Genomic DNA, 24,983 nt, shown 5'->3' with positions numbered 1-24,983 from the left:
AGAAGAAGGGCCGCCTGTCTGGCGGCCCCGTTTGTTTACTGCGACGGCCCGTTCGGGTTGAAGGCCGACAAACCTTTGAGGATATCGATAGCATAGGCCATTTGATAATCTTCTTCCCGTAGCTCGGCTGTGGCTTCGGCCCGGGCTCGGTCTTCCTCGATCTGACGAATCTCATCTTCGCTGAGGCTGTCATTGTTCAGGCTGCCGCGCAGGTCGGCTTCGGACCGGGCGGGACGGTTCGAATCTTCCTCTTCCGAATCCGGCACCGGGCGCGGTTGCTCGACAATGATGTCGGGGCTGACGCCAAGCGCCTGGATCGAACGACCCGACGGTGTGTAATACCGCGACGTAGTCAGGCGCATGGCCCCGTCGCCACGCAGCGGCATGACCGTCTGAACAGAACCTTTGCCAAAGCTTTTGGTGCCGACCACGATGGCGCGGCGGTGATCCTGCAAGGCACCGGCAACAATCTCGGACGCCGAGGCCGAACCCCCATTGATCAGAACCACAATCGGCTTGCCTTCGGCCAGATCGCCTGGGGTTGCGTTGAACCGCTCACCCTCGCCCGGATCGCGGCCACGGGTAGACACGATCTCACCCTCGTTCAGGAAGGCATCGGAAACCTTGATCGCCTGCGTCAGCAGACCGCCCGGGTTGTTGCGCAGGTCCAGAACAAAGCCATTGACCTTTTCGATGCCACCAGCCTCTTCGATCTGTTCGTTCAGCCCTTCCTGAAGGTTGGGGAAGGTCTGGTCGTTAAAGGTGGTCACTCGCAGCACGACGCTGGTGCCTTCGGTGCGGGCACGCACAGCGGTCAGCTTGATCGTGTCGCGAATGATCGTGACGTCAAAGGGTTCCTGTTCCCCTTCGCGCACGACCGTAATCACGATTTCCGAACCCACAGGTCCGCGCATCAGATCCACCGCCTTGTCCAGCGTCAGGCCCAGAATGCTTTCGCCATCGACATGGGTGATGAAGTCCCCAGCCTCGATCCCAGCCGCATCCGCCGGGGTGTCATCGATCGGAGAGACGACTTTCACAAAGCCCTCTTCCTGCGTGACTTCGATACCCAGCCCGCCAAATTCGCCGCGTGTCTGCACGCGCATCTGTTCGGCATCGTCAGGCGACAGATAGCTGGAATGCGGGTCCAGCGATGTCAGCATGCCATCAATCGCGGCTTCGATCAGCTCCTCGGGCTCAACCTCTTCAACATATTGCGCACGTATGCGTTCGAAAATGTCCCCGAACAGATCAAGCTGCTCATAGACGCTGGCCTTGTTCTCAGCCTCTTGTGCCAACAGGGGTCCTGCGATCTGAGTAGTTGCGAGTATGCCTGCCACGGTTCCGGCCAAACCGGCCATCACAAATTTCTTCATATGTATTTATCCATCCTTGCTGGTCCGAAACCACGATTCCGGGTCCACGGGGCTGTTATCCTGTCTTACCTCTATATAGAGCGTTTCTGACCGATCAGTTCCAGTGCCATCACTGCTTGTTGACAAAATAGCGCCGATTTCGGGCGTTTCACCAGGCATCAAGCCGACCGGAGTGCCCTCGGGGATCACCTGACCGGGGTTGCCGTAGACCTCTTGCAGCCCCGAAAATACGAATAAAAGACCGGGTTGAGGCTCTAGGATGACCAGATTCCCCAAATCCAGCAGTGGCCCGCGATAACGTATCGTAGCCGCGGTAGGCGATGTCACAATCGCGCGTGGACGTGTGCCCAGCACCACACCCGGGCGCTTGACCCCTGCTGCATCCGTGTCACCAGCGCGGTGCAGCACAACACCCTGAGCGGGCAAGGCAACTTTACCCTTGCGCTGTGAAATATCCGCGTTGGTTTCAGCAATCTCCCCTTCTGAGATTTCCGACAGTCCGCTGGCAAACCCTTCCAGCGTTTCTGTGGACGAGATCAGGATCGCCGTTCGAACCGGATCTTCGACAAAACGCACCGGCAAATCGGTCCGATCTGCTATGGCGGTACTGAGCTTCGTGCGCGCGGTTTGCACGCCGGTCAGACCTTCGGTCAGAGTATCAGCGGCGCTTTGTTGTAGCTGCCGCAGGGTCTGAACCTCTTGCAGGTCGTGGGCCAGTTCTTGCGCGCGAGCGTTCAAACCTGGCGTGACCTCGGACAGCATCATACCTGCGCGGGCCGATCCCAACGGGCCAGAGGGGTGCAGCATCAGAACCGGTGGCGCGGTTGTTTCGATGGTTTGCAACACGCCCAGCAACTGCGCGATTTCATCCTCGCGGCTGCGCAATTCAGTGGTCAACTGTGCCTCGCGCGTGGCGGCGCGGCGCAGGCCCTCGCGCATGGCGGTCAGACCGGCCTCATAGGCCTGAATGGTTTCGGTCAGGGCACGCACGCGGTCACGGGCGCTGTCGGCCTCAGTCAAGGCAACGGATGCGTCTTCCAGCATTTGCACCGCATTCAGCGCCGCTGTGGACGGGTCGGTCTGGGCGTGGACCGGCGTCGCAAACAGCACTGCCCAAAGAAGCGCGCGCAAGGTCATAACAACAGACTCTTGCCGGTCATTTCGGGTGGCTGTTCAAGGCCCATCAACTGCAACAGGGTTGGTGCCAGATCGGACAGACGCCCATTGCGCAACGTGGAACCTTCCGGCCCACCCACCAGCGCCACGGGAACGGGATTCAAGGTATGCGCGGTGTGCGGTCCGCCGGTTTCGGGATCCACCATCATTTCACAGTTGCCGTGGTCGGCAGTGATGATCATCGCACCACCTGCCTTTTTCAGCGCGGCAACCACCTGTGCCAGGCCCTGGTCCACCGCCTCGCAGGCTTTGATTGCGGCTTGAAGATTACCGGTGTGACCCACCATATCGGGGTTGGCATAATTGGTGACGATCAAGTCGTACCCGGCCTCGATCGCCTCGATAAACTTGGCGGTAACCTCGGCCGAGGACATTTCGGGCTGCAAATCATATGTCGCCACTTTTGGTGACTTCGGCATATAACGATCTTCGCCCACTTCGGGCGTTTCTTTGCCACCGTTGAGGAAAAACGTAACATGCGGGTATTTCTCGGTCTCGGCCAAGCGGAACTGACGCAGCCCCTGTTTAGCGACCCATTCGCCCAGCGTGTTCACGATATCGCGCTTTGGGAACACGGTTGCCATATAGGCATTGTGACCGTCCGAGTATTCCACCATACCCAATAGCGCAGACAGGTGCGGGCGCGGACCGGTGTCGAAATCAGCAAAATCCGGCTCGCCAATCGCGCGTAGAATCTCGCGCGCCCGATCAGCGCGGAAGTTGAGGCAGAAAACACCATCGCCATCACTTACGCCGTCATAGCCTTGTAGAACCGTCGGCACAATGAACTCGTCGGTTTCCGACTGGTTATAGGCGTGGTCAACCGCACCGTGGACTGTGGCCGCAGTCCGCCCCTGCCCCTTGATCATCGCCTCAAAGGCCTCACTGACGCGTTCCCAGCGGTTGTCGCGGTCCATCGCGAAATAGCGCCCGCTGACAGTCACAACGCGCGCACCTTCGGGCAGTCGGTCCTCAAGCTCGGCAATGTAGGTGAAAGCCGATTTCGGGGCCACATCGCGCCCATCCGTGATCGCGTGCAGCGCGACAGGAACGCCCGCATCGGTGATGGCTTTGGCCGCTGCGATGATGTGGCTCAGATGCCCATGCACCCCGCCATCCGAAACCAGCCCCATCAGATGCGCTGTACCACTCGCGGCCTTCACCTTGGCGATGAAATCCTGCAGGGCGTTGTTGTCGAAGAATGAGCCATCTTCGATCGCCAGATCAATTTGACCCAGATCCATGGCCACGATGCGGCCCGCGCCAATATTGGTATGGCCGACCTCGGAATTGCCCATCTGACCGCTGGGCAGGCCAACATCGGGCCCGTGCGTTATCAAAGTGGCATGCGGCCCGTTGGCCATGATTGCGTCGAACGTAGGGGTATTGGCCAGATACGGCGCGTTGGCTTTGGTGTCCTCGGACAGGCCCCACCCATCGAGAATGCACAGGACAACGGGTTTGGGGGCGGTCATTATAGCTCTCCGGATTTCTGCTCTTGGTCGATCTTTTACCGCCTGACCATCGGCGGGTGAACCGCCTTTTGGCCTGTGGTGGGCAGATTTAATGCCGGGGCGGTTTTTCCTTGCCGATATATTCGGTGAATGGCCGAGCCTTGCGCCCCCGGTACTTGACGGTCAGATCCAGCGGAGCATCGTTTTCGTCATAGACCCCGACAACAACACCCCTGCCGCGGCTTTTGGTCCGCATATCGATCAGTTGTTGTTCCGAGCGCGTGGTCCGTTGCGAGGCGCGGCGCGTCCACGCGAAAAGGTAATCGTACATACGGTCGATAATTTCGGCATGATCCGCGCTTTCACCAAGATCGATCAACTCGTCCGGGTCGTTTTCCAGATCAAACAGGATCGGCCGATGGCCACCTTCACAATGGATCAGCTTCCACTTTTTGTCGGCAACCATGAACATCACCGCATCCCGGACCGAGGCGTTCAGCGTATCGGCAATCGGTGAGGCCGAATAATCATACTCACAGATCACCACATCGCGCGCGGTCTCTTCCTGCTGCCCGTATAGGATCGGCAGCAAGGAATGCCCTTCGAGGATGTGCAAAGGCGCATCGCCCCCCGCAACCTCCACAAAAGTCGGGGCAAGGTCGATGGATTCGACCAGCGCATCACTGACAGTGCCGCGCGTGGCGTCGGCCTCGGGTGACGGGTCGTAGATGATCAGGGGCACTTTGGTCGAGGCATCGTGGAAGAAGGTCTTCTCCCCCATCCAGTGATCGCCCAGAAAATCCCCATGGTCCGAGGTCAACACGATCATCGTATCGTCCATCCGGCCGGTTTTCTCCATCCAGTCGAACAGGCGGCCCATCTGGTCATCGGCCTGTTTGATCAGGCCCATATAGGCGGGGATCACCGCATCGCGCACATCCTGGCGCGAAAATGTCTGGCCGATCTTCGTGTCCATAAAGGCCCGCAGCACCGGGTGGGCTTTTTGGCGCTCGACCTCGGATCGCACCACAGGCAGCACGTGTTCGGGACCGTACATTGAGGCATAGGGTTCAGGGACGATATAAGGCCAATGCGGCTTGATGAAACTCAGGTGACAACACCACGGGCCGTCCTGCGTTTCCATGAACTCGATACCGCGGCCAGTCAGATATGGGGTTTCGCTGTCTTCTTCGGCTATATTGGCGGGTTCGGGGGAGTTCTTCAGGAACCAGCCAGACAGGACGTTGCCATCCGCATCCAGCCCCGAGTTGGCAAAGTCGTGCCAGGGGTTGTCGCTCTCATATCCCTTGGCGCTGAGGTATTTGTTGTATTCCCTTGCCCCGTCCGGATCGTAAAACCCGTCCGGCCCCTCGGGACGCATCCCATCATCGCGTTCAAACACGTCAAAGCCGCATTCTGCCACGCGGGCACCGATCAGGCTGTCGGGTTCCAGCCCCAGCCGTGCCATGCCTTCGGCATCCGCACGCATATGGGTTTTGCCGACCAGCCAGCACCCCATCCCGGCCTTGCGAAGATGATCGCCCATCGTCATCTCGCCCACTTTCAAGGGGATGCCATTCCAAGACGCACCATGCGAATGCACATAGCGCCCGGTATAGGTCGACATGCGTGAACTACCGCAAATGGGGGACTGGATAAAAGCCCGGTCAAACCGCACACCCCGCGCGGCCAAACGATCAATGTTCGGGGTGTGCAGATGCGGATGGCCGTAGCAACTCAGATAATCCCAGCGCAGCTGATCGAACATGATGAACAGAATGTTTTTGGCTTTGGCCAACGCGGCACCTCCCCGATAGTCAGGGACTTAGTTAGCCAATTCCCGGCCCGCAGCGAAGCGTAATTTACGCTTCGGCCTGCCGCTCCATCTGTTCCAGCATCTTCTTGGCGCGTTTGCACTGCAACTGATCACGCAGCGGGCTGTCAGGATCAATGTCTTTGTGGCAGACCACACATTTGTCCGCGCCCGAGATCGCGTTCAGGCCACCACAACTGCCTTTGATGGTTTTGCCCATCAGCATAACACCCAACGACATACCTACCATCACAAGGGCAAGCAGAATAAAGGCCAGAATAAAGGTGCTCATTGTGGTACCTACCAGTCAGTTGGTCTCAAGCGCGTCTTTGAACGCGGTGCTGTGTACCGTGATATAGGCTTCTTCGCCACCCGTCACATCCCGCGAGATGAAATACACAGCAAGTTTATGTTCTTCGGCCAGCTCAAGGCCCTTTTCCTGCCCCAGCGCCAGCATCGCGGTTGCCCATGCATCCGCCATCATAGCGTTTTCAGCCAGAACAGTCACCGATGTTGTCCGATGCGTGATCGGGCGCCCGGTTGTTGGATCGATGATATGCGAATACCGCACACCGTCTTGTTCAAAGAAATTCTTGTAATCGCCCGAGCTGGCCATGCCCAGATCGCTGACCGACACAATCAGCTGATATGTCTGCGCTCCCGCTTGTGGTTTTTCGATACCGATGCGCCAGGCCTCGCCCTTGTCGTTCTGCCCCATGGTGACCAGATCGCCACCGATCTCGACCAGATAATCTTCAATCCCGGCGTCGCGCAGGGTCTTGGCCACCGCGTCGATACCATAACCCTTGGCAATAGCGGACAGGTTGATCCCAACACCGGGTTCAGATTTGGTCAGCGTTCCCGCCTCGGCATCCAGAGTTAGCAAACGCCCCTGCCCGACGCCGTTGAGTGCTTTCAGAATTTCGACATCCGAAGGCACCGGGTCTTCCGGCTTGCGGGGCCCAAAGCCCCACAGTTCGATCAAAGGTCCAAGGGTGACATCAAAGGTGCCGCCGGTTTTTTCATGCACATCATTCGCGGCGGCCATCACCTGTGCAAATTCTGCGGAAACCTGCACCGGTTCGGTGCTTGTCGCGGCGGAAAAGGTCGAGACCTCGGAGTTCGGGTCCCAGTTGGACATCTTGGCATTAACGTCTGCCAGAGTTTCTTCGACCGCCACAGCCAGCGCGTTTTCGTCCAGGTCCTGGCCAATTGCGGTGATGTTGAAGGTTGTTCCCATCGTTTCGCCCGATAGGCGAACCACCTCTGGCTCTTTGTCGAACAGACAGCCGGTCAGCAAAGTGACGAAGGCCAAAACTGGCACAAGACGCATGGGGCGATCTCCTGGAAAATCAGTGTCCGGCATATGCCAGCCACCCCCGTCAGAGTCAAACCGACTTCACAGTTTCAGCGGCAAAAAGCCCAATACCAAAAGGCCAATTCCCGCCGGCACACCAAACAGCCAGGCCCGTTTCTGCCATCCCGGCGGCTGCTGTTTCCACGTCTTGCGGAAATTATGGCCGCACACGACCACTACAAAGAAAATCAAGGCAGCCACCGGCGGGGTAAGATACAGGTCGTTCAAAGGCTTAAGCGTCCTTTTTTTGATGGGGGTTTCTGCCGATCAGCGCAATTGCACCCTATACAGGTCGTTTAGCTGCGCTAAGGTAAAAGGGAAAGACTTTGCAAGAACCATGAAGGAGATTGCCCATGGCCCCGACCTCTTACCAAGCCCCCAAGCGCGGCGACAAGGCTGACAAGACCACGTACAGCCAATCGACGGAGTCGAACTTGTCGCATGCGCAGACAACTGTGGCCAAGCTGATGGATGGTAAAGGGGATGCGGTGTTTTCGGTCCGCCCGAACGATACGATCCATTCGGTGGTCAATACGCTGAAGGAAAAGCGGATTGGGGCGGTGCTGGTGACCGACCAGAACGGCACATTGCAAGGCATCCTGTCCGAGCGCGACATCGTACGGCGCATGGCGGATACGCCCGGCCAGACGTTGCCTCAAGCGGTCGAGGATCTGATGACCCGCGAGGTCAAGACTTGTTCGCCGGACGATCTGCTGGATGATGTTCTTAAAACTATGACCGACGGTCGGTTCCGCCACATGCCAGTGCTTCGCGATGGCAACCTGTGCGGCGTGATCACAATTGGAGACGTTGTGCATTTCCGTCTCAAAGAGCTGGAATACGAGGCGCTTCGCATGAAGCAGATGATCGTCGGCTAATGGCTTTGATCTAGAAAACCAGCAACCTTGCGGCTTAAAAAAAACCGGCGCTGAATGCGCCGGTTTTTCGTTTCCTACCCGCCGAAATCGTCGAGCATAATGTCTTCGCGGTCCACACCCAGATCCAGCAGCATGTTGATGACCGACTGGTTCATGATTGGCGGGCCACACATGTAGAACTCACAATCTTCGGGCGCGGGGTGGTTTTTGAGGTATTCCTCGAACAGCACATTGTGGATGAAGCCGGTATAGCCTTTCCAGTCATCCTCGGGCTGCGCATCGGACAGGGCCACGTGCCATTCGAAATTGTCGAACTCTTCGGCCAGCGTGTCGAAATCCTCGACAAAGAACATCTCTTTCTTGGACCGCGCGCCATACCAGAAGCTGATCTTGCGATCACGGTTTTCAAGACGTTTGAGTTGATCAAAGATGTGGCTGCGCATCGGCGCCATACCGGCACCACCACCGATGAAAACCATCTCTTTTTGCGTGTCGCGGGCGAAGAATTCGCCGAACGGACCCGAAATGGTGACTTTGTCGCCTGGTTTCAGATTGAAGATGTACGACGACATCTGACCCGCCGGAATACCTTCGGAACCCGGAGGCGGCGAAGCGACCCGGACGTTCAGCATAATCATGCCTTTCTCATCCGGATAGTTGGCCATCGAATAGGCGCGCTCGATCGGTTCGCTTACCACGGATTCGTACTGCCACAGATTGAAGCGATCCCAATCCTCGCGGTATTCCTCTTCAATGTCGAAATCAGTGTATTTCAACTGGTGTGCGGGGGCTTCGATCTGGATATAACCACCGGCGCGGAAGTTCACATCTTCCCCCTCGGGCAGGTCCAGCGTTAGCGCCTTGATGAAGGTCGCCACGTTCTCGTTCGACCGAACGGTGCATTCCCATTTCTTGACGCCAAAGACCTCTTCGGGGACTTCGATATCCATGTCCTGTTTGACCGCAACCTGACAGGACAAACGATCGCCGCATGCAGCCTCACGCTTGGTGATGTGACTTTCTTCGGTCGGCAGGATCGACCCGCCGCCCGAATGCACCTTGACCCGGCATTGCGCGCAGGTGCCGCCACCGCCGCAGGCCGACGGGACAAAGAGCTTCTCAGCCGCCAGCGTTTGCAGCAACTTGCCGCCTGCGGGCACCGAGATGGTTTTTTCGCCATTGATAGTGATGTTCACATCACCGGTGGATACAAGTCTGGAGCGTGCCGCCAGAATGATCGTTACCAGCGCGATAACGATCAGGGTAAAGAGGACGACGCCAAGGCTAAAAGTTTCCATTCGTCCCTCCTTAAAGTTTCACGCCCGAGAAGGACATAAAGGCCAGCGCCATCAGTCCTGCGGTGATGAAGGTGATCCCCAGACCCTGCAGGCCGTCAGGAATATCCGAATATTTCAGCTTTTCCCGAACCCCTGCCATCGCGGTGATCGCCAGCGCCCAGCCAAAGCCCGAAGACAGACCATAGGTCGCGGCTTCGGCAAAGTTATAGTCGCGTTCCACCATGAACAGCGAACCACCCAGAATTGCGCAGTTCACCGTGATCAGCGGCAGGAAGATCCCCAGCGCGTTGTAGAGCGGCGGAAAATACTTATCCAAGATCATCTCGAGAATCTGCACCATCGCCGCGATCACACCGATATACGAGATAAGGCCAAGAAAGGTCAGGTCCACATCCGGGAACCCGGCCCAGGCCAGCGCGCCCGGTTTCAGCAGATAAGTCAGCAACAGGTTGTTGGTGGGCACGGTGATCGCCTGAACCAGCATCACCGAAATGCCCAGACCCAGCGCGGTCGAAATCTTCTTGGAAACGGCGATGAAGGTACACATCCCCAGGAAGAAGCTTAGCGCAAGGTTTTCGACAAATATGGCCTTTACGGCCAATGAAATCAGACCTTCCATTAGTGGGCCTCTACCTGCTGAATTTTGTATTCACGTTCTTCAACCTGGCTTGGCTTCCACGTGCGGAAGGCCCAGATGATCAGACCTATGATGAAGAACGCCGATGGCGGCAGCAGCAGCATGCCGTTGGGCACATACCAGCCACCATTGTTGACGGTTTGCAGAATGGTCACGCCAAACAGCGACCCCGCCCCGAACAATTCGCGGAAGAAACCGACCAGCAGCAGGATCAGGCCATAGCCCATCCCGTTGCCCAATCCATCGATGAACGATGCGACCGGAGGGTTCTTCATCGCAAACGCCTCGGCGCGGCCCATCACGATACAGTTGGTGATGATCAGACCGACAAACACCGACAGGGTTTTCGAAATCTCAAAGGCATAGGCCTTGAGAACTTGATCCACCAAGATCACCAGCGAGGCGATGATCACCATCTGCACGATGATCCGGATCGAGCTGGGGATCTGGTTGCGCAGGCACGAGATAAAGAAGGACGAGAACGATGTCACGAAGGTCACCGCCAGTGCCATCACGAACGACACCTGCAGTGACGAGGTCACCGCCAAAGCCGAACAGATGCCAAGCACCTGCAGGGTAATCGGGTTGTTGTCGACAAGCGGGTCGACCAGCATTTCTTTCTTGGTCTGGGACATCAAATCTCTCCTGCTTGCAGTTTGGCCAGGAACGGAGCGAAGCCCGCATCACCCATCCAGAATTTCACCAGGTTATCGACACCAACCGAGGTCAGTGTGGCACCGGCCAGCGCGTCGACGTAAAAGTCGGGGCCAGCTGCCGGTTGCGATTTCGCAACGGTAATCTGCAGATCACCCGCGTCATCACGCAGTTTCTTGCCGCTCCACAACGCTTTCCAGCGGGGGTTGTCCACCTCGGCCCCAAGGCCCGGCGTTTCACCATGCTGATAGAATTGCAGGCCGTAGATATCGTTGCCGTTGTTTTCTAGCGCGATAAAACCATAGAGCGTGGACCACAGACCATAGCCGTGCAGCGGCAGGATCACCTTATCCAGATCACCCGCATCATCACGCAGCAGGTAAATCACACGATACTTAGCTTTGCGGCCGATCCCGGCCGGGTCGTCGTCCAGCGCAACGCTCAACTCAGGATCACTTGCGGCTGCGATGTCGTCAAAGGTGGCCGGATCAAACTGGTCATCGACGAATTCGCCGGTGGACAGTTCCACAACATGCGGCTCAAACGCGGCGAAGGCTTCGGTCACGTCGACGCCGGGTTCATAAACACCCGCGACCTGCAGGACGTTGACCTGTTTGTCCTTCAGCTTGTTCGCTTCTTGCACGGGGCGCAGACTTACAGCAGCCGAGGACACGACCATCGAGGCGACAAGGCAGACAGCGACGGCGATAAAGATCGTCTTGCCGACCGAATCCGGCGAGGCTGCCAGGAACTTGGCAATCGCCCCCTTGGGTGCCTCGTTATTGTCTGGGGATTGCGTATCAGACATGGCGACGCGCCCTCCGTTTGATGTTGGCCTGAACGACGAAATAATCGATCAGCGGTGCAAAGACGTTGCCGAACAGAATGGCCAGCATCATGCCTTCGGGGAAAGCCGGGTTAATCACACGGATCATCACAACCATGACACCGATCAGCGCGCCATAGATGTAGCGGCCCAGATTGGTGTGGCTGGCCGAAACCGGTTCGGTGACCATGAAGGCCAGACCAAAGGCATAGCCACCAACGACCAGGTGCCAGTACCACGGCATTGCAAACATCGGGTTAGTGTCCGAACCGATCAGGTTCAGCAGCAGGGAAAAGACGATCATGCCCCCCAGACAGCCAACGATCAGGCGGAAGTTCGCAATACGTGTCACCAACAGGAAGCCCAGGCCAATCAGACAGGCCAGTGTGGAAGTTTCGCCAAAGCTGCCCTGCATGAAGCCCATGAAGGCATTCCACCAGGTCAGACCTTCGGCTGCCAGCGCCTGATAGCCTTCGGATGCTGAAACCGACAGCGCAGTTGCACCTGAAAAACCGTCAACTGGGGTCCAGACTGTGTCACCCGACATATTCGCCGGATAGGCGAAATACAGGAAGGCACGCCCGACCAGCGCAGGATTAAGAAAGTTCTTACCGGTGCCGCCAAACACCTCTTTGCCGATGACCACACCGAAGATGATGCCTAGAGCCACCTGCCACAGCGGGGCGGATGCGGGCATGATCAGCGTGTAAAGCATTGAGGTTACGAGGAAACCTTCATTGACTTCGTGCCCACGCACGGTGGCGAAGATCACCTCGAAAATACCGCCTGCAACCAGTGTGACGATGTAAATCGGCAAGAAGTACATCAATCCGTGCATCACGTTGGCGAAGATGCTGGACGGGTCCAGCGAGATGCCAAATGCCTGCAGGATGGCGATACGCCAGCCAGTTGCCGCATCCGGGCCAAGGGCTGCAATTGCGCTGTTAGCCTGATAACCGGTATTCCACATCCCCCACAGGATACAGGGGATCGTCGCGATCACGACATAAGTCATGATCCGCTTCATATCTATGTAGGACCGCGCGTGCGGGGCGACGGTGGTGACGGATTTCGGAGTGTAGATAAAGCTTTCTACCATCTCGTAGATGGGGAAATACTTCTCGTACTTGCCGCCCTTGGTAAAGTTCGGCTCGATCCGATCGAAGAAGCTGCGCAAACCCATTTGGATCAGCCCTCCTTTTCAATCTTGGTCAGGCAGTCGCGCAGCGCCAGCCCGTATTCATATTTTGCCGGACAGGCAAAGCCGACAAGGCCCAGATCCTCTTCGTCCAACTCCATCGCACCCAACGCTTGGGCGCTGTCAGTATCCATCACCAGCAGCGCGCGCAGCAGTTGTGTTGGCAGATAATCCTGCGGCATCAGCCGCTCAAACACACCCGTCGGCACCATCGCGCGGCGACCGCCGTTCAGGTTGCTGGTGAACTTATAAAGTTTGTGCGAAAATGCCGAGCCCAGCACCGGTTGAACTGAGTATTTCGACGGCATCGGACGAATCCAGCCCATCGGAATCTGGTCGTGATCTTCGCGGATGATGCTGATCTGACGCGCGAAACGTCCCAGATATGCGGTTGGTCCTTCAGCCTGAGTACCCGACAGGATCGACCCCGAAATGATGCGCGGAGTGCCATCCACGTCGATCTCGTCGTTGGTCAAATCGTCGGTCGAAGCACCCATGACGGTGCGGATCAGACGCGGTTGACGCGCGCCCGGGCCGCTGAGTGCGATCACGATGTTCGGATCCAGATGACCGGACTGCATCAAGCGACCAATGGCGATCACGTCCTGATAACCGATGGTCCAGACCTGCTTGTCCCCCGCCAGGGGTTCAAGGAAATGAATATGCGTCCCGGCCAATCCGGCGGGATGCGGGCCCGAGAAAGCCGCAGCTTCGACCCCCGGCACTTCCGCGCCCGGAATGGCGTCGCCTTCCTTGTGGCACAGATAGGTCTTGCCTTCGGTCAGCTTGGTGATTGCGGCCAAACCGGCTGCAAAGGCCTCACCGGCATCGGCAATGATTACGGCCGCGTCTGCCGCCAACGGTTCACTGTCCATGGCGGTGACGAAAATCGCGGCCGGAGTGGTACCCGGCATCGGTAATTTCGAATAGGGCCGGGTACGGAAGGCGGTCCAAAGACCGGCCGCGCACAGCTTTTCCGTCACGCCTTCGGCACTGTCCGCATTGCCCACACCCGAGAAATCAATCCCTGTATCGTTCGGGTCCGAAACCTCGATCACGACGCTCTGCAATACACGGCGCGCACCGCGATTGATTGCCACGATCTTACCACTCAGCGGGGCGACCATCATCGCCTCGGGCGCATCCTTGTGGCAGAACAACGGCGTACCGCGCTGAACCGCGTCACCTTCCTGCACCAGCATGCGCGGTTTCAGGCCCAGGTAATCCCCGCCCAATACCCCAACGGTTTTAAATTCAGGTCCCGGCTGGATGGTTTGATCCGGCGCGCCTTGCACCGGCAGCTCCAACCCTTTTTTCAGTTTGAAAGTTTGCATGTTGCTACTGTCTTCCAAGCCTCTTTATCTGCGCCGGTTAGACCAACACTTTAACAGTGTCGGACAATAACGCAGGATTTTTTAACAGTCGTCGCAAAAGCGTCGAAATGCGTCCAAATTCCGCGGGCGTACTTCCGATTTGGGCTCCTTTACGCGGGGATGATGCTAAAAGCAAACCCGTTGCCGCCAAAATCACACAATGATTTTCACTTTCCTTTGAAATGTTTCCATTTTAGCGCCCAAAAATTGCTGGTCGCGCCCAGTGCCCTTCCAGTGTAAGCACGCCCAATGGAACAGACGCGCGAATTTGAGATTTTTCTGGTGGCCACCCCGGGGCTTGAGGCGCCTTTGCAGGCCGAAGCCGTCGAAAAGGGATTCGCAGATGCCAAAATTGTACCCGGCGGGATAAGCTGCCATGGCGGTTGGCCCGAGGTTTGGCGAGCAAACCTGTGTCTGCGCGGCGCCAACAAAGTACTGGTCCGGATGGGCACATTTCCGGCAGTACATTTGGCGCAGCTCGACAAGCGGGCGCGCAAGTTCCCCTGGTCCGATTTTCTGCGCACCGACATCCCGGTCAAGGTTGAGGCGACAAGCCGGAAATCCCGCATCTATCATGCCGGGGCCGCCCGCCAAAGGGTCGAGCGGGCGATCTCCGAAACGCTGGGTGCGCCCATTTCATCCGACGCCGGGCTGCGCGTGTTGCTGCGCATCGAAAAAGACATTTGCACCTTCTCGGTCGACACCTCAGGAGAACCCTTGCACAAACGTGGCCACAAACCGGCGGTGGCAAAAGCCCCGATGCGCGAAACCATGGCTGCAATGTTTCTGCGAGAATGTGGTTTTGATGGATCTGAGCCTGTTTTGGACCCAATGTGTGGCTCAGGCACGTTCGTCATAGAAGCAGCCGAGATCGCAGCCGGGCTGAACCCAGGCCGATCCCGCCGTTTTGCCTTCGAAGACCTGCACGGATTCGATTCGCGCGCTTGGGCCGAACTGCGCAAAGACGGACCGCCGGTAAACTTGGACACTGTCTTTTACGGCTCGGACCGGAATGCCGGGGCCGCCGAGGCCGCCGCCACCAATGCCGATCAAGCTGGGGTTGCCGCACACACCCGGTTTCAGTGCCGGTCGGTCAGTGACATCAAGCCGCCACCGGGCTCCACGGGTCTGGTCATCGTCAACCCGCCCTATGGTGCAAGAATCGGGGACGAGAAACGCCTACGCTCTCTGTACGGCAGCCTGGGCAAGGTTCTGATGTCGCGGTTCAGCGGCTGGCGGGTGGGTATCGTGACCAGCAATCAATCACTAGCCCGGGCCACGCGCTTGCCTTTGCTCCCTGCCGGGCCAGTCGTCGATCACGGTGGCACGAAAATCCGGCTGTACCGCACAGATCCCCTACCCTAATTGCTAAAGCAGCGGTGGCGCAAAGGACAGTTTCTGCTGGGCACGAAATCCTGCATTTGGTCCCATAATCCCCTTGCACATCCGATTCCTCGGGTATAGATCACCCGCCACGGTCGGAGTGTAGCTCAGCCTGGTAGAGCACTGTCTTCGGGAGGCAGGGGTCGGAGGTTCGAATCCTCTCACTCCGACCAGTAAAACTAGGCGCCCAAGGGCGCCTTTGTTGTTTGTAAGTCAGTAATCCGAGGTTCGTTGAACCTGAGCATTAGTCGAACTCCAACGCACTGGCAGCCTTTCGTAGATCTAAGCCCGATGCACATTGCAACCGTCTTTCTGTGCCATTTCGTCATACGGCTGGCGGCAACCACTTGGGGCGTCCGATGCTTTCCACCGGGGAGCGATCCAAAGTGATCTTTCCTGCACCTTCCAGATAGGTGACTCGCTGCCCGGTCATTTTCCCGGCGCCGGCGTTTCTTGTTGGTCTTGTATGAGATGTCAAAGAACATAGGCATCGAATCGCGTTGTTCTTGGCTGACTGCTTGCTGCTGCCGTAACGACTTCTTAAAAATACCAAAATTCAGCCTCGCCCATAAGGTGATTTCCAGGGCGAAATGCACTTTTATCTTGAGCGCGAGAGTTTTGCGTTTGGCACACGGGGCCAGTAGATATGTATAGAACACGCGCGCAATGCCGTAGCCTCCTATGCACATCAACAGGCCGGCTGGGACGTTCACTGGCAGCGTCCAACGCAGTTTTCGACGCAAGACAGCACTGATGTTATAACGCACGCCCTGAACGCCCTCAGCACTTAGCGAGTACGGCCACAATGTGACCATTGCGACAGGAGGTTTGGACCGTCCGGATGCTGCGGACCCAGAACCCATCCCCTTAATCATCCGTGGGGAAACCTAGGACTTCGATATTCCAGGGATCTGACGAACGGGCTTGAGCGAGGCGCTGAGCCATTCCTCGCCCACTTGCGTGATCGGACCCATTGTTTGCGCCTCAAACCCATCAGACAGATTCAGCTGCTGCTGATCTCCATTTTCTCAAATCCGAATTGTCCCTTCGACTCACGCTCTGGCCGACCACAACAGAGCCAATAACTATGACTGCTCCTATCGACTGAGTGAGGCTAAGCGTTTGTCCCAAGTATACCCAGCCGAGCACGACAGCTGTAACAGGACTCATCATGCCGAGCATCGAAACTGCACTGGGCTCCAGGCGCGCTATGCCGCGAAACCAAAGAGCATAGGTTGCTGCAGCACCGATCAACCCAAGCCAAATAAGGCCTGCGACATTTGTTGCGCTGAGCACAGGTAGAGGCGGCTCAAGGAACAGTGCGACTGGCAGCAGTATCAAACCACCGGCTGTTAATTGCCACGCTGTGAAACTCAGCGCCGAGACCGGAGGTTGCCATTTCCGACTGAGAACAGTGCCAGCAGCCATTGACGCGGCTCCTCCCAAACCCGCTGCTATACCGATCCAATCAAGATGTGCTTCTGGTCCGATCAGCAGCAGAGACACACCCATTACGCCAGTTGCAGCGGCTCCAAGTGCGCCAAGTCGGATTGGAGTTCCAAGCCATCCCCACGCCATCAAAATCACGATCATTGCTTGCAACGATCCTAGGGTGGCGGCCACACCACCAGGTAACCGATAGGCAGCAACGAAGAGGAGCACCCAGAACAGAGCGAAATTGAGGCTGCCTAAGACGAAAGTTCGACCGAGCCATTCGCGTGGTGGGACGCAGCGCGTCACTGCAAGCAACAACAAGCCGGCTGGCAGAGCTCGTAACGCCGCTAGGGTAATCGGGTAGCCAGCCGGGAGCGCTTCCGTAGTTACCAGATAAGTGCTTCCCCATATCGCTGGAGCGAGTGAAGTGAGAAGAATATCGGTTGAGCGTGACATGGAGTGTCTCCCGTCTGAAGCGTTTGAGAATTAGAGTGAGACGTCAGAGGCGCGCGAGTTACGCTGCTTCCGCTTGCAGGTTTGATCCAGCGAGGCATGCTGTAATCCTTGCAACATGAGCACCCTGGAACCGCGCTCCGGCTAGGTCGGTTTCGGTAGGTGTGCGGGAACCATCAGCACCGGCGATCGTTCCGGCACCATATGGTGCGCCGCCAATGATATCTTCTGATGTAGTCTGGCCAGCAAATGTGTAGGGCATTCCGGCAATCAGCATCCCAAAGTGTTGAAGAGGGACTTGCGTTGTCAGAAGGGTGGCCTCGTGCCCGCCATGTTGCGAACCTGTTGATGCAAAGACCGCTCCGACCTTACCAACCAGTGCATTCCTGGCCCAAAGCCCTCCGGCTTGGTCAAGGAAGGACTTCATTTGGCCAGCCATCATGCCAAATCGGGTCGGTGTTCCAATGATGATTGCATCATAGTTTTCCAGATCTGTCGGCAAGGCGGCAGGTGTATCATCTACGACATAGCCAGCCTGCTGCCGGACCTCTTCAGGCACGGTTTCAGGCACACGCCGAATGTCAACTTCAGTGCCGGGAACACTTCTGGCGCCTTCAGCTTCGGCATCGGCCAATGTGCGGACGTGGCCATAGCTTGAATAGTAGAGAACGAGAATACGTGACATAGGATACCTCTCAGGGCTGTGACTTGTTCCCTGAGAGAATGGAATTTGTTGCGCCGCCAATTAAGGCGCGCTCTTTGACATCACTCTTTACCTGTATTGAATAATGTCAGGACCTGAGAGCCAGGCGCAGATGATCAAGAAAGGCTGTAACCTTTGCGTCCATTCCCAAGCGAGATGCTGTAACGGCGAATACTTCTGGCGCAGGCAGTTCGTGGTCAGGAAGAACTCGCACCAAGGCCCCGCTGGCTTCGGGAGCATCAGAGACGAACTCGGGCAATGTTCCGATGCCTTGCCCCGCTATCAGCATATCCCGCAAAACGAGGCTGTTGCCGACGCGCACGCGCGGATCAAGCTCTAATGTTGTGACACCTTCGGCGGCCGAGAGCTTCCAGCTCGTCAAATGATCAGCAAGCAAAAAGCCAATGATCGCGTGGTTTTTTTTTAGATCCGCCGGCTGGGTCGGTGTCCCGCATCGCTCCAAATAGTCAGGAGACGCAAAAATCCGCTGTCGCATCACGCCGATCCGTCGCGCAACAAGGGCCGAGTCCGGCATCGCGGCTCGGATTCGTATCGACAGATCGAACCCGCCCTCGACCATATCGATCACCTTGTCGTCCATCGAAAGAGTAAATCGCAGATCTGGATAGGCTTCTAAGAATTCTGGAAGCATCGGTGCGATAACGGTTTGGCCGAATGAACTTGACGCATTCACCCGAAGGTGCCCACGCACCGCTTTTGAACCTTCCCTGATGGTCTGTTCCGTTTTTTCGACCGCGTCGAGAATCCCAATTGCATCTTGGTAATAGAGACTGCCGGTGTCAGTCAGTGACATGGATCGGGTCGTTCTGGTGAGGAGGACGGTTCCCAGACTTTCTTCCAGAAGCTTGATTTCTCTGCTGAGAAGCGCAGGAGAGACACCAAGGTCTTCCGCCGCACGGGCAAAGCTACCGCGTTCAACGATGCGGCGAAAAGCTTGCATGACTGACAGTTTGTCCAAGATATCACCCTTCGAAAAAGCTGCTTTTGACGTGTTACGCGATAGATCGGGTCTATGACATGCCCAAAATCACATTCTTTCAGGTTGAGCTGAGCCAGTTCAATTCTGTTTGCGGAGCATCCATCACACCTGTGAACTAGAGCTCGGGAACATTTTTCGGTTCTGAGAGCTCCTCGCTACGATCTCCCCATCACCAGCCTCTTGTTTAGACAACCAGCTTTTAGGACGAAACTAGCACTACTTTGTATATCTAGACCCAGTCAGCCTCTACGCGGTGCAGCTCACTATTCACGACTATTCCCCCACTATTAGCAATCGTCGGTTTCTTCTCTCTGGAGTAGCTCAGGACACTGCCTGGCATAGACCTGTGCTTACGCTCTCAATGTGTTCATCTCTCAGGAGCGTTGTGAGAAGGCCTGAGTTACGTCCGTTCTCTTATGTGTGTCTGGGTCGTCTGGTCTGTGTTTCGTCGCTGAACGCGCTTTTCTGGCCTGTCTTCAGATATGTGTTTTCCAAGATCCGTTGTTTTTTGGGTTTGTCTGGATCGAAGGTTTACATTTTGGTCTGAAAAACTGGTTTTGAGCCGAAATCTGTCAACTTAGTGTAAACCTTTGGCCTGATTTTGGGGTGTTTTTGAGGTCGAAAAGTTTACATTCCGTCGATCCCGAGAGTTCGGATGTAAACTTTTTTCAACCTTTTGCAACCATTGAGGTTGCGAGGAATCCACATTGCGAAGAGCAATTTGAAACGCACCTTTTCTTTTGTCTGTAATCCGGTAGCTATCAAGAAGACACTGAAAGAGAAAATTTGGCGAGCAATGATAACGAACGGTCACGTGGACATTTCGCGCTTTCTTGAGCGCTGTGTTTCGATTGACCTGGAAGTGGATCCTAAGTCCGCTCGGATATTCGCATTCGCTGCCACAACGAACGATGATTCCCGACCCGCTCTAGTCGAAAAAAGCAGCTCCGCCTCAGCACTGTCGCACCTCGACACATATTGTAAAGGTTTCGACAGTGTCATCGGCCACAACATCTTGCACCACGACCTGCCTCACCTGGCCGCTGCTGCGCCTCGCTTTGCCGCCTTGGCAGAGGCACCAATCGACACACTCTGGCTCAATCCTTTGGCCTTCCCGCGCAACCCCTATCACCATTTAGTCAAACACTATCACGACGGACGGTTGCAATCGGGTCATGTCAACGATCCCGAAAAGGATGCACGTCTAGTCTTCGACGTTCTGCAAAACCAGATCGAGGCGTTCGCCAAGCTAAACACCGCGACCCCAGATGCGCTGGCAGCCTATCATTTCCTTGCCACACGCCCCCCACGCAGCGGAGGGTTTGACGCACTTTTTACTGCTGTGCGTGGCATTAGCAGACCCAATGAACAAGAGGCTTTTGACGCCGTTCGCCGCCTTTTGGCTGGACAGGTCTGTTTGCATCGGCTTGAACAGACTCTTAGTCGGATGGAAAATCCTAACCTCGCCTGGCCCATGGCCTATGCCTTGTCGTGGATTTCGGTGGCTGGCGGCGACAGTGTCATGCCACCCTGGGTCCGAATGCAGTTCCGCGAGGCTTCACTGATTGTGCGCCACTTGCGAGAGGCCGCCTGTAACGATGCCGCCTGCCAGTGGTGTGTCGAAAACAACGATCCTAAACGCGCGCTTGATCGCTGGTTTGGCTTTCCTTCTTTCAGACCCGAACCCGTGGACGAATTCGGTCAACCCTTGCAGGAACGCATTGTGGCTGAGGCGATGGCAGGAAAAAGCGTTCTGGGCATTCTTCCGACCGGAACTGGCAAGTCAGTCTGCTATCAGATTCCAGCCCTTTCGCGGTTCGACAAGACCGGTGCGCTGACCGTCGTCATCTCGCCGCTTGTCGCACTCATGGCCGATCAGCTGCAGGGTCTGGCGAGAGCCGGGATATCCTCGGCCGTCACTATCAACGGTCTGCTGTCGCTGCCGGAAAGGCATGAGGCACTGGACAAAGTGCGCATGGGCGATGCTGCGATCCTGCTGATTTCACCCGAACAACTCCGCAGTACAGCGGTTCGAAGTGTGCTGACTCAACGAGAGATCGGCCTCTGGGTGCTGGACGAGGCACATTGCATTTCAAAATGGGGCCACGATTTTCGACCAGACTACCGTTATGTGAGCCGGTTCATAAAGGAAAACTCAGGCGATGCCCCAGCTCCGATCCTTTGCTTGACAGCCACCGCCAAGCCAGAAGTCGTGCGCGACATAAGGGAGCATTTCAAAACTCGATTGGGCCTGGACTTGGCCCTGCTTGATGGGGGTGCGTCGCGCTCGAACCTTTCCTTCGAGGTGCGCGAAACGCAACGCGCCACTAAACTGTCCGATATTTTGAACGCAATCGAACAGGGATTGCCGGCCTCAGGTGCCTCGGGTGCCGTAGTCTATTGCGCGACCCGCGGCGCGACGGAACGCGTGGCTGAATTTCTCAAGCAACAAGGCGTGAGCGCAGAGCGGTTCCACGCCGGCCTATCGCCTGAAGAAAAGCGCGAGATTCAGGAAGAGTTCCGCGTGGGCGAATTGCGGGTGATTGCAGCCACCAACGCCTTTGGCATGGGGATCGACAAGCCCGACATCCGCCTTGTGGTGCACGGTGATGTGCCAGGTTCGTTGGAAAACTACCTGCAAGAGGCAGGCCGTGCCGGACGCGACCGAGACCCGGCCAACTGTGTGCTGTTGTTCAACACCGAAGATGTCGAGCGTCAATTCAGCCTTTCGGCCCGTTCCCGCCTTGCCCGGCATGAGATCGGAGCAATCCTAAATGCTCTCCGGCGGTTGGATGGGCGCACCCGGGACGAAGGAAAGATAGTCGCGACGCCCGGCGAGATCGTCCGCGAGGAAAAGGACCACGAATTTGTGCGCGACAGCGCGACCGATGATACACGCGTCAAAACCGCCATCGCCTGGCTTCAAGAGGCGAGCCTTCTACGGCGCGAAGAAAACAACGTGCAGGTTTTCCCCGCCTCGCTGCGTGTGCGCAGTCTGGAAGCGGCAGCCGCGATATTGGATGGTCCTGATATCACCGGCACGCGGCGTAAGCAGCTTCTGGATATCGTGCGCCACATCGTCAACTCTCCGGCGGACAAGGGCGTTTCCACCGACGAATTGGCCGGGGTAAGCGGGCTTTCGACCACCGCGTTGCGCAAAGCGCTGTCTGATCTTGAAGCATTTGGCATTGCCAGCGATGATACCAATATCACCATCTTCGTTCATTGCGGTGTCGCTGATGCCTCGCAGGCGCGACTAGAACAGGCCGCGCGGCTCGAGGAGAATCTTGTCGCTCTGATGCGCGAAATGGCCCCCGATGCCGAGCATGCAGAGCCAATCCCATTCAACCCTTCTGATGCCTGTAATGAACTGCGACAGCTGGGCCATGGCGAGGTGCGTCCGAATCTGGTCGAGACCCTGCTGCGCGGCATGGCACAGGATGGACGCGACATGGAGGGGGGGGCGCGGCAACATCTCTTTACGCAAATCAGCACATGGTAGCATCCTTGTGCGGTTGCAGCGGTCTTGGGACGTGACAGCTCAAACCGCCGAGTTGCGCCGTCAGGGTGCACAGCGCTTGCTGACACATCTTCTGACCCTTGTGCCCAAAGGCATACGTGGCAAGGACCTTCAGGTCGAAACCACGCTGGGTGCAATGCTGTCCTCTATCACCGGCGATAGCCTTTTACGGAACGCCGTGAAGGACCCAAATCGCCTAATGGATCGCGCCTTGCTGTGGCAACATGAACAACAGATTCTGACGCTAGGCCGAGGGCTGTCCGTTTTCCGCCCCGCCATGACAATGCATCTCAGACCCAAGGGTGGTGGTTTTACTGTCAAGCACTTCGCTCCGCTTGAGGAGCACTATACCGAACAAACGATCCAGACCCATGTAATGGCTGCTTACGCGGAAAAGGGGCTGGAGAACATCGAAACAGCGCATCGGCTGGCCGACGACTATTTCGTGCTGGAACAGGACGCATTCATGCGCCGATGGATGCCTGAGCGCGGGACAGAATTTCGACGTCAGGCAACTGGGGCCACCTACAAAGCCATCGTCGAAGATCTGGGAAACCCGGTGCAGCAACAGATTGTGCGCGACGACCGCGAACAAACCAACGTGCTGGTGCTGGCAGGGCCGGGCTCGGGCAAAACGCGTGTTTTGGTCCACCGCATAGCCTATCTTCTTCGTATCAAACGTGAGGACCCGCGCGGCATTCTTGTGCTGGCTTACAACCGCCACGCGGCAGCAGAAATACGTGAACGCTTGCGTCGATTGGTTGGCGATGATGCGGCAGTTGTTACCATCTCGACAGTTCACTCGTTAGCTATGCGGCTGGTCGGCGCCAGTTTTGTGGGCGCGCAAACAACCGACACGCCTGATTTCAAGGGCCTTTTGACACAGGCTGCGGCCCTGCTGCGCGGCGATGGTTTGAGCAGGCATGAAGCCGAGGCGCTGCGTGACACGCTGATTCAGGGCTATCGCTGGATTCTGGTCGATGAATATCAGGATATCGGCCCCGATGAATACGCGCTGATTGCTGCCGTGGCAGGGCGCACTCTGGACGATCCGGATCTGCGGCTCAGTCTCTTCGCGGTGGGCGATGACGACCAGAATATTTATGCCTTTTCCGGCGCCTCGATCCGCTACATTCGTCAATTTGAGCAGGACTACAACGCAAAACCGGTTTTCCTGACTGAAAACTATCGTTCAACCGGCCACATTATAAGCACCGCCAACGCAGTGATCGCGGGGGCCGTCGCGCGAATGAAACTGGGCCATGATATCAGCGTAGATCATGCTCGGACAAAGGCTGACCCAGGTGGGCCGCTGGCCAAATTGGACCCAGTCGCGCAAGGTCGTGTGCAAATCCTGGAATGTCCCCCAGGGAATGACTCGCAGGCCATGGCCGCATTGGAGGAACTAATCCGGCTGTCTCGACTTGACCCTGATTGGACGTGGTCACGCGCCGCTATTATCTCGCGCGATTGGCGTAAGCTGATACCCGTGCGCGATTTTGCCGAAAGCTTCAGTATACCGGTTGAAATGGCAAACGAAAACATGCCCAGTCTCTGGCGCATGCGCGAGATGCAGTCGTTTGTCAAAGCCCTGCGCGAGACACCTACTGAACTATATACTCTGGAACGGCTGACCAACCTTCTCAACACCATTTCCACTTCACGCTGGACAGATCGGATTGGCGAGGGGCTGGGTCTTCTGGCACGCGAAGTGGGCGCGCGTAGCCTGCCCGTTCCCGACATCATCGAATGGTTCGCGGAATGGGCACGCGACAGTTGGGGCGAACAGCGGGGGTTGAAACTGCTGACCGCACACCGCGCAAAAGGATTGGAATTTGACGATGTGGTCATTCTGGATGGCGGATGGGAACGCCCATCGCGATCCGAGGATCAGGACGCCCCCCGCCGCCTGTTCTATGTTGCCATGACCCGTGCCCGCCGCAGCCTTGTAGTAATGAGCAACGACAATCATGAATACTTGCCAACAGGAGCACCTTCGGTTCTGACCCGTCGCGTTACGCCTGACATGGTAGCATTGCCCGGTCCCCGCCGCTTTTTTCGGGCAGCTGAGGCGAGGATGGTTGATCTGTCCTATGCTGGACGCCAGTGCCCGGGTCACGCCTCTCTCATCGCTATCCAAGAGGCCCGCGTTGGCGATACTGTAACGTTGGTAAAGGATGGCGACTTTTGGTTGCTACGCGACGAAAATGGGCGTGTGCTTGGCCGTATGTCCAAATCCTTTTCTGCACCTCCAAACACCAAATTTGAGCGCGGAGAAATCGCAGCTATCCTTTCATGGCGAAAAGAAGACTCTGGGGAAGCATTCCACCACACGCTCCGCCGCGATGCATGGGAGGTGGTTTTGCCGGAGCTCGTGTTTGTGTCCGTCAACTAGGACTTCACCCAAAAAATTTTACGTCTTCAGAGGGATCCGGCGAAGCTCAGAACTT

The 24,983-nt window shown here is 56.9% G+C and carries 18 protein-coding genes, 1 tRNA gene and 1 pseudogene; 4 read left to right on the top strand and 16 right to left on the bottom strand.

What is annotated here, in order from left to right:
• Positions 1–35: 35 nt before the first annotated feature.
• The 7 genes from ACR0B0_RS08990 to ACR0B0_RS08960 all read right to left on the bottom strand — a co-directional run bounded on the left by ACR0B0_RS08990 (position 36) and on the right by ACR0B0_RS08960 (position 7,404).
• Positions 36–1,376: a S41 family peptidase gene (locus ACR0B0_RS08990; protein WP_170350038.1), complete on the bottom strand. Its 1,341-nt coding sequence runs from the start codon at positions 1,374–1,376 to the stop codon at positions 36–38.
• A 6-nt stretch (positions 1,377–1,382) separates the two neighbouring features.
• Positions 1,383–2,513, bottom strand: a complete 1,131-nt coding sequence (locus tag ACR0B0_RS08985) for a murein hydrolase activator EnvC family protein (RefSeq protein ID WP_480647406.1) — start codon at positions 2,511–2,513, stop codon at positions 1,383–1,385.
• The gene (gpmI, locus tag ACR0B0_RS08980; RefSeq protein ID WP_480647404.1) at positions 2,510–4,027 is read right to left on the bottom strand and encodes a 2,3-bisphosphoglycerate-independent phosphoglycerate mutase; all 1,518 of its coding nucleotides are present in this window, start codon (positions 4,025–4,027) and stop codon (positions 2,510–2,512) included. The genes ACR0B0_RS08985 and gpmI overlap by 4 nt, the downstream gene beginning before the upstream one ends.
• A gap of 88 nt (positions 4,028–4,115) precedes the next feature.
• The gene (locus tag ACR0B0_RS08975) at positions 4,116–5,804 is read right to left on the bottom strand and encodes a sulfatase-like hydrolase/transferase (RefSeq protein ID WP_480647402.1); all 1,689 of its coding nucleotides are present in this window, start codon (positions 5,802–5,804) and stop codon (positions 4,116–4,118) included.
• Between the two features lie 64 nt (positions 5,805–5,868).
• On the bottom strand, positions 5,869–6,111 hold the full coding sequence (gene nqrM, locus ACR0B0_RS08970) for a (Na+)-NQR maturation NqrM (protein WP_170350034.1): 243 nt from the start codon (positions 6,109–6,111) through the stop codon (positions 5,869–5,871).
• A 15-nt stretch (positions 6,112–6,126) separates the two neighbouring features.
• Positions 6,127–7,152 (bottom strand): FAD:protein FMN transferase, encoded by a 1,026-nt coding sequence (locus ACR0B0_RS08965; RefSeq protein WP_480647400.1) that lies wholly within the window; start codon positions 7,150–7,152, stop codon positions 6,127–6,129.
• 66 nt (positions 7,153–7,218) lie between these two features.
• Positions 7,219–7,404: a hypothetical protein gene (locus ACR0B0_RS08960; RefSeq protein ID WP_170361640.1), complete on the bottom strand. Its 186-nt coding sequence runs from the start codon at positions 7,402–7,404 to the stop codon at positions 7,219–7,221.
• A gap of 125 nt (positions 7,405–7,529) precedes the next feature.
• On the opposite strand from ACR0B0_RS08960, the gene ACR0B0_RS08955 reads away from it, so the two are divergent.
• Positions 7,530–8,054: a CBS domain-containing protein gene (locus ACR0B0_RS08955; RefSeq protein ID WP_170350031.1), complete on the top strand. Its 525-nt coding sequence runs from the start codon at positions 7,530–7,532 to the stop codon at positions 8,052–8,054.
• A 74-nt stretch (positions 8,055–8,128) separates the two neighbouring features.
• Here the strand turns inward: ACR0B0_RS08955 and nqrF are convergent, their stop codons facing one another.
• Genes nqrF through ACR0B0_RS08925 form a run of 6 tightly spaced genes read right to left on the bottom strand, consistent with a single transcriptional unit; the run spans position 8,129 to position 14,001 of the window.
• A complete protein-coding gene (gene nqrF / locus ACR0B0_RS08950) occupies positions 8,129–9,352 on the bottom strand; it encodes an NADH:ubiquinone reductase (Na(+)-transporting) subunit F (protein ID WP_170394674.1) in 1,224 nt (407 codons plus the stop codon).
• Positions 9,353–9,362: 10 nt separating this feature from the next.
• Complete coding sequence (gene nqrE, locus ACR0B0_RS08945) at positions 9,363–9,971, bottom strand: NADH:ubiquinone reductase (Na(+)-transporting) subunit E (RefSeq protein ID WP_170350029.1); 609 nt, start codon at positions 9,969–9,971, stop codon at positions 9,363–9,365.
• Positions 9,971–10,624: an NADH:ubiquinone reductase (Na(+)-transporting) subunit D gene (locus ACR0B0_RS08940; RefSeq protein ID WP_170350028.1), complete on the bottom strand. Its 654-nt coding sequence runs from the start codon at positions 10,622–10,624 to the stop codon at positions 9,971–9,973. The genes nqrE and ACR0B0_RS08940 overlap by 1 nt, the downstream gene beginning before the upstream one ends.
• Complete coding sequence (locus ACR0B0_RS08935; protein WP_170394677.1) at positions 10,624–11,451, bottom strand: Na(+)-translocating NADH-quinone reductase subunit C; 828 nt, start codon at positions 11,449–11,451, stop codon at positions 10,624–10,626. The genes ACR0B0_RS08940 and ACR0B0_RS08935 overlap by 1 nt, the downstream gene beginning before the upstream one ends.
• Entirely contained in the window at positions 11,444–12,652 is a 1,209-nt protein-coding gene (locus tag ACR0B0_RS08930) for an NADH:ubiquinone reductase (Na(+)-transporting) subunit B (RefSeq protein ID WP_170394680.1), read from the bottom strand. The genes ACR0B0_RS08935 and ACR0B0_RS08930 overlap by 8 nt, the downstream gene beginning before the upstream one ends.
• Positions 12,653–12,657: 5 nt before the next feature.
• Positions 12,658–14,001 (bottom strand): Na(+)-translocating NADH-quinone reductase subunit A, encoded by a 1,344-nt coding sequence (locus tag ACR0B0_RS08925; protein ID WP_170412112.1) that lies wholly within the window; start codon positions 13,999–14,001, stop codon positions 12,658–12,660.
• A 288-nt stretch (positions 14,002–14,289) separates the two neighbouring features.
• Between ACR0B0_RS08925 and ACR0B0_RS08920 the strand changes: the two genes are divergently transcribed.
• Both ACR0B0_RS08920 and ACR0B0_RS08915 read left to right on the top strand, forming a co-directional pair.
• Positions 14,290–15,405 (top strand): THUMP domain-containing class I SAM-dependent RNA methyltransferase, encoded by a 1,116-nt coding sequence (locus tag ACR0B0_RS08920; RefSeq protein ID WP_480647398.1) that lies wholly within the window; start codon positions 14,290–14,292, stop codon positions 15,403–15,405.
• A gap of 114 nt (positions 15,406–15,519) precedes the next feature.
• Positions 15,520–15,596, top strand: a tRNA-Pro gene (locus tag ACR0B0_RS08915).
• A gap of 820 nt (positions 15,597–16,416) precedes the next feature.
• Here ACR0B0_RS08915 and ACR0B0_RS08910 read toward each other — a convergent pair.
• The 3 genes from ACR0B0_RS08910 to ACR0B0_RS08900 form a co-directional block, all read right to left on the bottom strand.
• Positions 16,417–17,313: an EamA family transporter gene (locus ACR0B0_RS08910; protein ID WP_170350023.1), complete on the bottom strand. Its 897-nt coding sequence runs from the start codon at positions 17,311–17,313 to the stop codon at positions 16,417–16,419.
• Between the two features lie 58 nt (positions 17,314–17,371).
• Entirely contained in the window at positions 17,372–17,995 is a 624-nt protein-coding gene (wrbA, locus tag ACR0B0_RS08905) for an NAD(P)H:quinone oxidoreductase (RefSeq protein ID WP_170350022.1), read from the bottom strand.
• Positions 17,996–18,101: 106 nt separating this feature from the next.
• On the bottom strand, positions 18,102–18,992 hold the full coding sequence (locus ACR0B0_RS08900; RefSeq protein WP_170350021.1) for a LysR family transcriptional regulator: 891 nt from the start codon (positions 18,990–18,992) through the stop codon (positions 18,102–18,104).
• An 817-nt stretch (positions 18,993–19,809) separates the two neighbouring features.
• Here ACR0B0_RS08900 and ACR0B0_RS08895 point away from each other — a divergent pair.
• A pseudogene (locus ACR0B0_RS08895) lies at positions 19,810–24,928 on the top strand (RecQ family ATP-dependent DNA helicase).
• The last annotated feature ends 55 nt before the right edge of the window (positions 24,929–24,983 follow it).

Source organism: Ruegeria sp. BA12, assembly GCF_056539625.1.
Note: the sequence above shows the minus strand (reverse complement) of the source record. Positions and strands in the feature narration are given on the sequence as shown.

Coding starts and splice junctions, on each gene's coding strand:
- nqrF (WP_170394674.1), bottom strand. CDS start 9,352: ATGGAAACTTTTAGCCTTGGCGTCGTCCTCTTTACCCTGATCGTTATC.
- ACR0B0_RS08990 (WP_170350038.1), bottom strand. CDS start 1,376: ATGAAGAAATTTGTGATGGCCGGTTTGGCCGGAACCGTGGCAGGCATA.
- ACR0B0_RS08920 (WP_480647398.1), top strand. CDS start 14,290: ATGGAACAGACGCGCGAATTTGAGATTTTTCTGGTGGCCACCCCGGGG.
- ACR0B0_RS08935 (WP_170394677.1), bottom strand. CDS start 11,451: ATGTCTGATACGCAATCCCCAGACAATAACGAGGCACCCAAGGGGGCG.
- ACR0B0_RS08955 (WP_170350031.1), top strand. CDS start 7,530: ATGGCCCCGACCTCTTACCAAGCCCCCAAGCGCGGCGACAAGGCTGAC.
- nqrM (WP_170350034.1), bottom strand. CDS start 6,111: ATGAGCACCTTTATTCTGGCCTTTATTCTGCTTGCCCTTGTGATGGTA.
- ACR0B0_RS08925 (WP_170412112.1), bottom strand. CDS start 14,001: ATGCAAACTTTCAAACTGAAAAAAGGGTTGGAGCTGCCGGTGCAAGGC.
- ACR0B0_RS08940 (WP_170350028.1), bottom strand. CDS start 10,624: ATGTCCCAGACCAAGAAAGAAATGCTGGTCGACCCGCTTGTCGACAAC.
- ACR0B0_RS08985 (WP_480647406.1), bottom strand. CDS start 2,513: ATGACCTTGCGCGCGCTTCTTTGGGCAGTGCTGTTTGCGACGCCGGTC.
- ACR0B0_RS08910 (WP_170350023.1), bottom strand. CDS start 17,313: ATGTCACGCTCAACCGATATTCTTCTCACTTCACTCGCTCCAGCGATA.
- gpmI (WP_480647404.1), bottom strand. CDS start 4,027: ATGACCGCCCCCAAACCCGTTGTCCTGTGCATTCTCGATGGGTGGGGC.
- wrbA (WP_170350022.1), bottom strand. CDS start 17,995: ATGTCACGTATTCTCGTTCTCTACTATTCAAGCTATGGCCACGTCCGC.
- nqrE (WP_170350029.1), bottom strand. CDS start 9,971: ATGGAAGGTCTGATTTCATTGGCCGTAAAGGCCATATTTGTCGAAAAC.
- ACR0B0_RS08930 (WP_170394680.1), bottom strand. CDS start 12,652: ATGGGTTTGCGCAGCTTCTTCGATCGGATCGAGCCGAACTTTACCAAG.
- ACR0B0_RS08965 (WP_480647400.1), bottom strand. CDS start 7,152: ATGCGTCTTGTGCCAGTTTTGGCCTTCGTCACTTTGCTGACCGGCTGT.